The sequence below is a fragment of the Anabaena sp. CS-542/02 genome (assembly GCF_028331085.1).
GTDB classification, from domain to species: domain Bacteria; phylum Cyanobacteriota; class Cyanobacteriia; order Cyanobacteriales; family Nostocaceae; genus Anabaenopsis; species Anabaenopsis arnoldii.
In genome coordinates this window covers 16,291-27,125 of record NZ_JAQMTM010000044.1, presented here as the reverse complement: position 1 = coordinate 27,125, position 10,835 = coordinate 16,291, and the positions used below count along the sequence as shown (strand labels likewise).

The 10,835-nt window shown below is 42.5% G+C and carries 12 protein-coding genes; 4 read left to right on the top strand and 8 right to left on the bottom strand.

Going from position 1 to position 10,835, the window contains the following annotated elements:
• Nucleotides 1–345: 345 nt before the first annotated feature.
• Entirely contained in the window at nt 346–1,080 is a 735-nt protein-coding gene (locus tag PN447_RS04455; RefSeq protein WP_271761139.1) for a 2-phosphosulfolactate phosphatase family protein, read from the top strand.
• Nucleotides 1,081–1,249: 169 nt separating this feature from the next.
• On the opposite strand, the gene PN447_RS04450 is transcribed toward PN447_RS04455, so the two are convergent.
• Both PN447_RS04450 and PN447_RS04445 read right to left on the bottom strand, forming a co-directional pair.
• The gene (locus tag PN447_RS04450; RefSeq protein ID WP_271761137.1) at nt 1,250–1,588 is read right to left on the bottom strand and encodes a hypothetical protein; all 339 of its coding nucleotides are present in this window, start codon (nt 1,586–1,588) and stop codon (nt 1,250–1,252) included.
• 154 nt (nt 1,589–1,742) lie between these two features.
• Entirely contained in the window at nt 1,743–4,196 is a 2,454-nt protein-coding gene (locus tag PN447_RS04445; protein WP_271761135.1) for an ATP-dependent Clp protease ATP-binding subunit, read from the bottom strand.
• A gap of 233 nt (nt 4,197–4,429) precedes the next feature.
• Between PN447_RS04445 and PN447_RS04440 the strand changes: the two genes are divergently transcribed.
• Nucleotides 4,430–4,726: a DUF3288 family protein gene (locus PN447_RS04440; protein WP_271761133.1), complete on the top strand. Its 297-nt coding sequence runs from the start codon at nt 4,430–4,432 to the stop codon at nt 4,724–4,726.
• Here PN447_RS04440 and PN447_RS04435 read toward each other — a convergent pair.
• From PN447_RS04435 to PN447_RS04420, 4 genes are all read right to left on the bottom strand, one after another.
• Entirely contained in the window at nt 4,723–6,075 is a 1,353-nt protein-coding gene (locus PN447_RS04435) for an MlaD family protein (RefSeq protein WP_271761131.1), read from the bottom strand. The genes PN447_RS04440 and PN447_RS04435 overlap by 4 nt on opposite strands.
• A gap of 17 nt (nt 6,076–6,092) precedes the next feature.
• Nucleotides 6,093–6,875 carry an ABC transporter ATP-binding protein gene (locus PN447_RS04430; RefSeq protein WP_271761129.1) on the bottom strand — a complete coding sequence of 261 codons (783 nt, stop codon included), beginning with the start codon at nt 6,873–6,875 and terminating at the stop codon, nt 6,093–6,095.
• Nucleotides 6,876–7,037: 162 nt separating this feature from the next.
• Nucleotides 7,038–7,202 (bottom strand): hypothetical protein, encoded by a 165-nt coding sequence (locus tag PN447_RS04425; protein ID WP_271761127.1) that lies wholly within the window; start codon nt 7,200–7,202, stop codon nt 7,038–7,040.
• 228 nt (nt 7,203–7,430) lie between these two features.
• Nucleotides 7,431–8,018 (bottom strand): DUF3611 family protein, encoded by a 588-nt coding sequence (locus PN447_RS04420; protein ID WP_271761125.1) that lies wholly within the window; start codon nt 8,016–8,018, stop codon nt 7,431–7,433.
• 101 nt (nt 8,019–8,119) lie between these two features.
• On the opposite strand from PN447_RS04420, the gene PN447_RS04415 reads away from it, so the two are divergent.
• Nucleotides 8,120–8,593 carry a TspO/MBR family protein gene (locus tag PN447_RS04415; protein WP_271761123.1) on the top strand — a complete coding sequence of 158 codons (474 nt, stop codon included), beginning with the start codon at nt 8,120–8,122 and terminating at the stop codon, nt 8,591–8,593.
• Here the strand turns inward: PN447_RS04415 and PN447_RS04410 are convergent.
• Nucleotides 8,574–9,215, bottom strand: coding sequence for a PAP/fibrillin family protein (locus tag PN447_RS04410; RefSeq protein WP_271761122.1), 642 nt, complete (start codon nt 9,213–9,215; stop codon nt 8,574–8,576). The two genes, PN447_RS04415 and PN447_RS04410, sit on opposite strands and share 20 nt — an antisense overlap.
• Entirely contained in the window at nt 9,212–9,928 is a 717-nt protein-coding gene (locus PN447_RS04405) for a M15 family metallopeptidase (RefSeq protein ID WP_271761121.1), read from the bottom strand. Before PN447_RS04405 ends, PN447_RS04410 begins: the two co-directional genes overlap by 4 nt.
• Before the next feature lie 55 nt (nt 9,929–9,983).
• On the opposite strand from PN447_RS04405, the gene PN447_RS04400 reads away from it, so the two are divergent.
• Entirely contained in the window at nt 9,984–10,805 is an 822-nt protein-coding gene (locus tag PN447_RS04400) for an Rpn family recombination-promoting nuclease/putative transposase (RefSeq protein ID WP_271761120.1), read from the top strand.
• Nucleotides 10,806–10,835: the final 30 nt, after the last annotated feature.

The window sequence follows — 10,835 nt, the reverse complement described above, 5'->3', positions numbered from 1 at the left end:
TCGCGTTGGCAATAGTCTTAATTCAATACTTGATATCGTAGGATTATATATCAAGTGGGCGATTTTCTTAACTCACTTATGTCAATGCTTGTCAACATAAGTATAGTTTTGTTTATAAAATAGTCAGCTTAGGACTAGCTCTCTATGTTGCCAAGTAAGGAAGGGGGTTGATTATGTTTTTAGATTACCTTGATTTGTGTTTCTTGGCATCAAGTTGGCAATCACATATCACAAATATTCAGGACTGACGATAAAAAATTCCCAGATTTTTACTGTGATGATGGTGAATGACACCCATTAGAATGTAATCTCGGCAATAGTATTGAGAGCAGGTTTATCCACCGCGTGAAGCTATTCATATACCACACTCCCGAATTGACTCCTACGGACAAAACTCCCGACTGCGCGATCGTCGTCGATGTTTTGCGAGCTACTAGTACAATAGCAACTGTTTTGGCATCTGGAGGCGAAGCTGTGCAAGCCTTCAGTAATTTAGATCAACTAATTGCGGTCAGCGAAAACTGGCCCATGGAAAAACGACTCCGAGCGGGAGAACGCGGCGGCGCGAAAGTAACTGGTTTTGAATTAGGTAACTCCCCTCTTGATTGCACACCGGAAGTAGTCAAGGGACGGCGTTTATTTATCAGTACCACGAATGGAACTCGCGCTTTACAACGTGTACAAGATTCTCCGATTGTACTTGCTGCTGCTCTGATTAATCGGGCGGCTGTGGTAAAGTTCCTATTGGAAAAAAAACCTGAGATTGTGTGGATTGTCGGATCTGGTTGGGAAGGCAGTTTTTCTTTAGAAGATACAGTTTGTGCTGGGGCGATCGCTCACAGTCTTTTAGCACAGTGCCAAATTTCACCAGCCGAATTAGCTGGGAATGATGAAGTAATTGGTGCGATCGCTCTTTACGCACAATGGCAAAATGACTTATTAGGATTATTCCACCACGCTAGTCACGGCCAAAGGTTGTTACGCCTGGAGTCACATGAAGATTTAAGATATTGCGCTCAAACGGATATTTTAGATGTTTTACCCATACAGCAAGAGCCGGGAGTTCTGAAAAGCCAATAGCAGATTATTGTTTCTGCTTGCAATGCCCCTTTCTAGATTAGAATCTGGGAAGGGGTATATTTTTTTCTATAGGTTTACGTTGGCTTAATTTTGACTCATAGATGTATCGTCACATCTGAGTCAGTATGGAAATTATCTTAATATTTATATATAGCACTACGCATACACGTTAGGACATCATAATTGTGGTTTTAAGGGAACAGGGAATGGGAAGGATTATTCTTTGACCTGGAGGAACTAAAAGCTCAAGGTCAATAATTCCCGAGTCCATATACTGAAGTAATTTAATTACCTCTGACTTGAAATCTTGAAAGATAGCATCTGAAAGCAGCCGCATTTGAAACCGTTCTGCACGATGAGAAAATGGTGTAATGGTAGCAACAGGTAATGCTAAATTTTTTTGCCCTCCTTTAGGAATAAATCTATCATTGATTTGTCCTGTATCCTGTAATTCCAGGTTCTGTAAACCTCGAAATTGGTGGATGGTTAAGCTTTCAAGATTTTTCATACCAAACTAAACCGAGGTTGTAGCCATCCAATTTTATCTGACTCATGCTTTGATTTTTGAGTTTGATTCAAAAGTTTGCTAGATGAATGTAAATAAAAAATCCCCTGGTATAATTACCGGGGGAAATCCTGAATTAAATTATTCCTTTGAGGTCTTAACCAGCATTAGCCAAGAGTAGCTCTCGCTTTTCTGACCCTTGTATGGTTACATGATTCTCATCGTCAATATCGGCGATCGCTGTAACTCCATCGGTAATTTCGCCAGAAAGCATAGCTTCAGCCAGAGGATCTTCTAACAAGCGCATAATGGCTCGGCGTAAGGGTCTAGCGCCATAACTGGGGCTATAGCCTTCTTGGACTACACGCTCTTTAAAGCGGTCTGTGACTTGTAAAGTAATGCCTTTTTCAGTCAAGCGGGTAGCAACATCCCGGAGCATGATGTCAGCAATTTGCTTGACTTCATCTTTAGCCAGTTGGGTGAAGACGATAATATCATCCAAGCGGTTGAGAAATTCGGGACGGAAGTAAGCCTTTAGTTCCTCATTAACTAAGGTACGAATGCGGTTATAGTTAGCATCCTGTTCAGTCTCAAAGTCAAAGCCTAAACCACCGCCACCTTTTTCAATCACCTTAGAGCCAATGTTGGAAGTGAGAATAATTAGGGTATTCTTGAAGTCCACTTTCCGACCTTTAGCGTCTGTGAGGTGTCCATCATCCAAGAGTTGCAGCAGCATATTGAATACATCGGGGTGCGCTTTTTCGATTTCGTCGAATAGTAGCACTGAGTATGGTCTGCGGCGCACGGCTTCTGTGAGTTGACCGCCTTCGTCGTATCCTACGTAACCTGGAGGTGAGCCGATGAGCTTGGAAACAGTATGACTCTCCATGTATTCGGACATATCTAGGCGAATCAAAGATTCTTCCGACCCGAAGAAGTAGGAGGCTAAGGATTTGGCTAGCTCTGTTTTACCCACTCCTGTCGGTCCAGAGAAAATAAAACTCGCAATGGGACGATGGGGATTTTTTAACCCTACTCTGGCGCGACGAATAGCACGGGATACGGCGGTAACTGCTTGTTCTTGACCAATTAACCGCTCGTGGAGTGTGTCTTCTAGGTGTAAGAGTAACTCCGACTCCGATTCGGTGAGTTTGTTCACTGGTACCCCCGTCCAAGAGGCGACAATTTGAGCAATGTCTTCCTCATCTACTACGGGTGGCTTGATAAATTGCTCAGTTTGTGATATGTCGTGCAGTTCGGCTTCGAGTTTGATTTCCTCGTCGCGCAGTTGTGATGCTCTGTCAAAATTTTGTAGTCTAACTGCTTCCTCTTTGGCTTTGGTGACACCGACTAATTGCTGCTTGAGTTCTTTATTTGTAGAGGTGCGAGAGTGACGCAACCGCACGCGGGAACCTGCTTCATCAATCAAGTCAATGGCTTTGTCTGGTAAAAAGCGATCGCTGATGTAACGGTCTGATAACTCAGCGGCGGCCACCACAGCTTGATCAGATATATGTACTTTATGGTGCTGCTCGTAAGCTCCCCGCAAGCCGTAGATAATCTCTATAGTTTCTCGTACTGAGGGTTCCCCTACTAGCACTGATTGGAAACGACGCTCTAAGGCTGCATCACGTTCAATATGTTGACGATACTCATTGAGAGTAGTTGCACCAATGCACTGGAGTTCACCCCGTGCTAAGGCTGGTTTGAGGATGTTGGCTGCATCTAAGCCGCCTTCTGTACCACCAGCACCAACTAAGGTGTGAACTTCGTCAATTACCAGAATGATATTCCCTGCGGAACGGACTTCTGCAACAATTTTCTTGATGCGTTCTTCAAAGTCACCCCTAAAACGGGTTCCAGAGACTAAAAGCCCCATATCGAGACTGATGACTTGCTTGTCTAGCAGAATTTCGGGAGCATCCTGATGGGCGATGCGTTGAGCTAGACCTTCGGCGATCGCCGTTTTACCAACTCCAGGTTCACCGATCAACACAGGATTATTCTTAGTACGGCGACCGAGAATTTGGATAGTACGCTCAATTTCTTTTTCTCGACCAACTACGGGGTCAAGCTTACCCTCATGGGCTAATTTAGTCAGGTTTCTGCCAAATTCTTCCAAGCTGAGGTTTTGGGTGCGGGGGGAAGTACCGCCTGTGCTAGCGAACACAGTCCCACCTTCACCCAAACGCCGGATCACCTTTGTGCGGATATTTCTCAGATCAACCCCGATATTTTGTAGGACTTTGGCGGCGACACCTTCCCCAGCCTCCGTTAATCCCAAGAGTAAGTGTTCAGTATTAATGTAGTTGTGTCCCAGGCTATTGGCTTCTCGAAAGGATTGCTCGAATAAGCTTTTTACCTTGGGGGTAAAAGGAATTTCTGGCGGTACAAAACCAGAACCTCTCCCGATAATTTTTTCGACTTCCCGACGTGCTTCCTTGAGAGTCACACCCAATTCGGCTAATACTTTAGCAGCAACCCCAGTCCCTTCTCCCACTAGACCCAGGAGAATTTGTTCAGTTCCTACGAAATTGTGCCCCAGGCGACGTGCTTCCTCCTGGGATAACATAATTACTTTAATGGCTTCGGAAGTGAAGTGTTCAAACATAATGGGTTTTTGCTCCCTTGCTGCTTTGGGCGTTGGGTGAGCTATATATTCACCCTCATTTAAAGTTTTTTGTATTTTCTTAAAGATAATGTATCTTTATTTAAACTTGCATGGCAGTAGTGAGACCCGTATGAGGTGAGGTGTGGTTGCCGTCATGATTAATTATGGCGGAATATAACAACTTTTAACTCTAGAATTGGTATCAAGTAGTTACTCCATCAAAGGTATAGCTCATGTCAGAATCCCACGGTGAGAAAGAACAACAACATCCCCTCTATAACCGCGATCGCCCCTCTATTAACATTTTACTCGCTCAAGGGGCAACAGACTACAATTTAGCAGAATTAGCCAGATTAAGAATTCGTTATCAAGGCTTTCCCGGGGCGAGAGACATTCAAAAAGACCTGGATCAAGTCATGCAGCAGTGGGGTTTGACAGAGGCGGAACTTTTTGATAAAACTCGCCAAATCCATGATTTGGGGGGAATTTATCAAAGTCGCGGCAAAAAAGCAGAGGAAGATTGGAATTAGTCCTCTCCATTTCTTTGTTCTCCATACTTCCGCAGCTGCTTTAATAGCTTTTCTGGAGATGATGCGGGAATGGCTGAATTAACAATGGGTGGGGGAGAAACTTCAAAATTAGGTGTGCTGGCTGCTGTTTTGAGGGAGTCTAAGGTAGTAGCTACTTGAACTTGTTGCTGCACCTGTTGTGTAGAAGAGACTAACCCGCTTAAACCATTGACTAACCGCAGGAGATTCTGCCGGAAAGCCGGATCACCTGTCAACTCGTCTAAGTCTGATGTAATTTTTTGGGTATTTTCAAAAGTTACCCGTGCTGAGTCTAAGGTTTGCTGGATGAGCAGAAGGTTCTGAGGATCATTAAGGTTTCGAGAAGCATCCCGTAAATTAGCTGAGGCTTCAGCTGCATTGGCCGAAAGGTTTTCTAAGTTTTTGAGTAATTCACCTTGAGCTAATTGATTAACCGCTGGTGATAGGGTATTGGCTGTAACTAGGAGTTGGTTGCTAGTTTCAGTAATATTATTTAAAGCACCAACTAAAGAACTGCGGTTGCTTGTGACTAGCTCATCTAGGTTATTTAATAACCGATTAGCTTGATTAGCTGTAGAACTAAATTCACTTGCGGTCACACCTAATTGATCTACTGTTTTAGTAGCGGATGCAGTCAGTTGATTTGTGGCTTGTTGTACTGAGTTGGCAGTATCCGAAAACGTACTTATTTGTCCCTCAAAAGTTTTAGTTAATTTTCGCATATCTTCACTTAGGGCGGCGATACTGGTAGCTGCTGCTGTTGAGCTTTCTAAAAGTTGATTAAGTCTTTGATAAAATTGCGGGTCATTGTATGTAGTGGCTAAGTTGGTTGAGCTACGAATTAGTTCATCAATACTGATACCAATATTACCTGGTAACCGTGAACCATTACAAATTATTACGGTCTGATCACAATTATCATCTAGGGGTTTAGCGATCGCCACCCCAGTAGGTAGAGATTTTGTGGGTGTAATATCAATAATACTTTCACTAATTAACCCGCTCTGATTGGCTTCAATAACCACATCACGGGAAATCATCAAGTCAGCGGGAGCAATTTCAATTTCTACCTCTACAGCATTTGACCCTGCTTGAACTCTGGAAATATTACCGACTTTCACACCCCGATAACGGACTGGTGCGCCTCTTTGCATACCGCCAGCATTAGCAAATTCCACTATGAATTTATATGAATTTTTCCCAGGTGTGAGTCTATTCAACCAGAGGACAATCATCACAAATGCTCCCAAACCCATGAGGATGAGCAACCCTACCGAGCCTTCTCGTAATGTGCGCTTAGACGCAAAGCTGTTTGTTCTGATATCTCGCATAATTTTCCTCCATGCACCTACCCAGCCACCTGAATAGGTCCTTGTACACTCCCACTGATAAATTGTCTAATTAATGGGTTGTCTGTGGTATCTATATCACTAACTGTACCTTGCCACTGCGCCTTACCTTGATAAAGGAATACTAATCTATCAGTTGTCCTGCGAATGGTACTATCTTGGTGGGTAACAATGACATAGGTACTACACACACCCTGTGTTAATTGCAACTGACGAATTAAATCTTCGATGACTGTGGAAGCAATAGGGTCAAGTCCGGCTGTGGGTTCATCGTATAGTAAAACTTGTGGGCCTTCGGTGGGATGATCGGGATGAGAAATAATGGCTCTAGCAAAACTGACCCGTTTTCGCATTCCCCCAGATAATTCAGAGGGGTAGAGATGGCCGATTCCCGATAAACCGACCATTTCTAATTTTTCCTTAACCAGTTTTTGAATGCGCGATCGCGGTATCTTGGAATGTTGATATAGTAAAAAGCCGACATTTTCATCTACTGTCAAGGAATCAAATAAAGCCGCCTGTTGAAACACCATCCCAATACCAATAGGATCAGTACTGTCCTCAATTAACCCATCTCGCCGTACCCCTTGAATGTAAATTTCTCCGCTATCGGGAGCTATTAATCCCGCAATAATTCTTAAAACCGTTGATTTACCAGTTCCTGAAGGCCCAATAATCCCTACGGCTTCCCCCCGATAAATTGTCAAATCCACATTATCTAAGACTTTATTGCTACCAAAGGACTTAGAAATATCCTTGAGTTCAATTAATGGTTCATTCATTGGTCACTAATTAGGGGGTAGTTAGAGAATATAAGCCGAAACTTGGTATTTAATCACTAAACGATAGGCTTGATGTTTATAGAGAGGATACTCTAAAATAGCTAGTAATTGATTTATCAGAGTGCGATCTATGGGTATAGCACAGCAGCATATCCGGGAAATTCAAGCCGCACCCTCAAAAACTGCTGCTTCTGACATAGCCTGTTCCACCCGCAGTAGATATTGACGTGGTAGCATAGTTTTGTGTTCTACCCCTTGCAATCCTTCCATGGTCGCTAGTACCACCAATCTACACCCTGCAGCCAGTTTGATGTCAGAGAATGGCATAAATCTGACAGTAGTTTGATTATTTCTGGAGTGGAGAATGGGTACTATACCCTATCCATAACTAATTTATTTATGCCTATATTTTACCATTTAGAGTATCATTAATTCCGAACTATATATTCAGTAACTAATATAGCTTGGTGATTGAGATCAAACTTGAGGATATTTTCCCCGTTGTTCTAGTCGTAATTGTACTACGTAGTTGTTCTGACAGGACGGGCGGCCATACTAATGTTGATGGACTTTTTCCAGTAGCCATATGGAAGCAACTGTACCAACAAAATGAGCAGCAATACCATTAATGTTAGCGACTACTATAAACACATCCAGGGCGCGAATGATTTTGTTAGGGTCAGTAATTGCTACTCCTGGGGGTTGGGACACAGCTTTTGCTACTAGGACACTCACGCTTGTAGTAGCGCCTAAAATGCTCAGGAGTATTCCCAGTAAACCCACCATTACACCCATGCGGATGGCTCTGGTGGTATCTGCTTTACTGGGGTGGAGACTGGTTTTAGGATTGTCTAAGCGTCTACCTATGCGGGTGTAACGAAAATCCCAAAATATACTGAATAATAATAATAAAATTGACGTGACGACCCAGAATACACCAATTCCTAAACCTGGGTTCGGTTGTTGAGCAAATTCACGCCCAGGAGAAGCAAATAACAGCAATAAGGTACAAACTAGGGCTAATGCTAATTGTACCCATAGGGTAATCCACCCTGTGAGGCGAATTTGAGTGGCGATTTTATGCTGTCTATTTCTATTGTGGTGTGATGGTACTAGCGATCGCACCTCTGTATTTGGTTCCATATTGTTCACCCTACCCCCATCCTAGATAGTAATTTGCTGCTGTGGTGAATGTAATCATCCAGAGGCAGAATTGCAGTTAATATTTATCAATAATAAAAGAGATGATCAGATCCTGGATGGTTATAGGGGGTGTAGCTTTGTTAATAGCTTTAGGAGCTAACTTAATTACACCCAGCGACGTACAATGGTTTAGGCGCTTACGTAGACCGCGATGGTTAACCTTTGAGGGAGCAATTCCAGTAATTTGGACTTTAATATTTATTTGTGGTGCTTGGTCAGCTTATATAGTCTGGGAAAGTAATCCAGGTACGGGACGAACTTGGTTACTCATGGGTTTATACTTACTATTAGAAATTGTTACCATCGCCTATACACCGGTAATGTTTTGGCTGCGTAGTCTGCGGGTGGGTACGATTATTGGTGGTACAGGTTTTGTCATCTGTCTCATCTTGACACTAGCAATTTTACCTGTTTACAGAGTTGCAGCAGTATTATTGATACCCTATTTGTTGTGGAGTCCCATCGGTACATATACCACTTGGAAAATGATTAACCTTAATCCTCAAGATGCTTGAGAATTTGACTTAGATCCTCAACCTTACTTAAAACGAATAAACTACCATCTCCTCCCCGTCCAATGCGGAAACTTTGATCTAAATAAGTAATATCTAAAGTAGGGACTCTCCCTTGAGGATTGTTAGCGGGAACTACTTTAAACGGGTTAAGTTGGGGAGTATCAAAGCCCAAAATCTTCTCAATGGATAGATAGCGTTGATCAAAATCTACGTTGATGCGTTGATCTGTTGCTGGTGCAAAACTAGCTGTTACTTTCACATATCCAGAAACTAACCCCAAAGAATGTTTCACAAAAGCTAAGTTAAAAAATCGTTTATTGGTAACATCAATTACCTGATAAACTTGACCTAACTGTAATCCTAGGGGGAGGGAATCTAAAGAACGGATTTCTTTAGCTGTGGAGTACAGCAACTTCCAACCCCCATTAAGCACAGAAGTAGCATTGAGGAGAGGTTGGGGATGAGGATTATAACTTTCTAGTTCCGTAGCTAATTGAGCAATTTCTACAGCTAAGGTTTGACCTAACTGTAAATCAGTCAGAGGAGAACTGAGATTACGTTGATTTTGTATCTCCTCTAGGGAAGTTTGAAGTTTTTGCTGTAATAAAAGTCGATTATTCAAGGGTCAAATATTTTCCGGCCATAACGTGCTGTGAAAGAATCAGCCGGATTACTTTGATTATACAACCAAGCCCACATCTGGTCACCCAAGGAAAAATGCCACCATTCCCTAGGGTTGCGTTGAAATCCAGCTTTTAACATCACATTATACAATAATTGCCGATGGGCGTGATATGTTGCGGCTTGTGGGTGGTGAATATGAAGATAGTAGTCAGGATGCGATCGCTCTGACAACTCATCAATAGGGGAACCCATATCGACTATTTCCCCCCTATCATCCACCAGTGTTATATCTACAGCAGCACCCGTACTGTGGGGAGGGGGAGTTTTTTCATCCCAACTGGGTATCGCCCAAATTTCATAAACTGACTCCCAAATTGCTTGTAGTTGTGGTGGTGATAACTCAACCTCAGTCAATCCCTGCTGTTGTAAAGCTTGAGCAAAACTGTAATTTACCATAAATTGTTGCACAGCCACAGGGCGATAAGCATCAAAAATCTGGATATACCAACCGGGATGAATTTCTTGTAAATAATTTTGGGCTTGAATTAAATTTTTTACCACACTTTCGCGTAAATAATAAGGAGAATATCCCTCGTAGGGTGCGCCCAATTTTTCATAAGGATGGGGAGATTCCACCGCAAATAATTGCAAAGGAATTGCCACAAGTGGTTCACCGCATTCTAATATAGGGATTTGGTGATAAGGTCTCATCAGTTTTTCTACTCAGTGTCAAAGATTATAACCATCCTAGTATGTAAATATTTTCATGAAACGGGACTCGATTTATTACCAAATTTTTAAGCGATTTCCATCGGTTATTTTTGAACTGATTGATTACCGTCCTGAACAAGCACAGAACTATAGATTTGAGTCAGTTGAAGTCAAAGAAACCTCTTTTCGTATAGATGGGGTGTTTTTACCCCCAGAGGATGCAAAACCCCGGATTATCTTGTTTGCAGAAGTGCAATTTCAACGAGATGAAGGTCTTTACCATCGCTTCTTTACTGAGTCGCTGATGTATTTAAACCGCAATCAGTCTGAATACGATGACTGGTATTGTGTGGTAATTTTCCCAGACCGCAGTTTAGAACCAAGGGATACAAACACTCATCGTCTGTTTTTCCACAGCAACCAAGTACAGCGAGTTTATCTAGATGAATTAGGTAATCCCCATCAGCAGCGTATAGGTATTAATTTAATGCAGTTGGCGATCGCATCAGAGCAAACGATGGCACAGCAAGCAAAACAATTAATTGAACGAGTACAATTAGAGTCAGAGGATGCACGGCTAAAAACAGAAATTATTGATATTATTACCACAATTGCTGTTTACAAGTTTTATTCGTTAAGTAGAGAGGAGGTAGAAGCTATGCTCGGACTGACTTTAGAGCAAACCAGAGTCTATCAAGAAGCTAAAGCTGAGGGTCGCCAAGAAGGTCGCCAAGAAGGTCGCCAAGAAGGTCGTGAAGAAATACTCAAAGCAGCTGTACCACTGTTACTAAAAACAGGGATGAGTCTAGATCAAATTGCTCAACATCTCAATGTTGATGTAGAAGCTGTCCGCCTTGCTGTACAGCATAACACCTAAGCAATTTTACTTACAGCAGTTTTCAAGTAA

Excerpts from the sequence above, each read along its gene's own strand:
- PN447_RS04425 (WP_271761127.1), bottom strand. The coding sequence starts at position 7,202 with ATGCCATTCTCTGACATCAAACTGGCTGCAGGGTGTAGATTGGTGGTA.
- PN447_RS04435 (WP_271761131.1), bottom strand. The coding sequence starts at position 6,075 with ATGCGAGATATCAGAACAAACAGCTTTGCGTCTAAGCGCACATTACGA.
- PN447_RS04450 (WP_271761137.1), bottom strand. The coding sequence starts at position 1,588 with ATGAAAAATCTTGAAAGCTTAACCATCCACCAATTTCGAGGTTTACAG.
- PN447_RS04430 (WP_271761129.1), bottom strand. The coding sequence starts at position 6,875 with ATGAATGAACCATTAATTGAACTCAAGGATATTTCTAAGTCCTTTGGT.
- PN447_RS04405 (WP_271761121.1), bottom strand. The coding sequence starts at position 9,928 with ATGAGACCTTATCACCAAATCCCTATATTAGAATGCGGTGAACCACTT.
- PN447_RS04400 (WP_271761120.1), top strand. The coding sequence starts at position 9,984 with ATGAAACGGGACTCGATTTATTACCAAATTTTTAAGCGATTTCCATCG.
- PN447_RS04440 (WP_271761133.1), top strand. The coding sequence starts at position 4,430 with ATGTCAGAATCCCACGGTGAGAAAGAACAACAACATCCCCTCTATAAC.
- PN447_RS04445 (WP_271761135.1), bottom strand. The coding sequence starts at position 4,196 with ATGTTTGAACACTTCACTTCCGAAGCCATTAAAGTAATTATGTTATCC.
- PN447_RS04415 (WP_271761123.1), top strand. The coding sequence starts at position 8,120 with ATGATCAGATCCTGGATGGTTATAGGGGGTGTAGCTTTGTTAATAGCT.
- PN447_RS04420 (WP_271761125.1), bottom strand. The coding sequence starts at position 8,018 with ATGGAACCAAATACAGAGGTGCGATCGCTAGTACCATCACACCACAAT.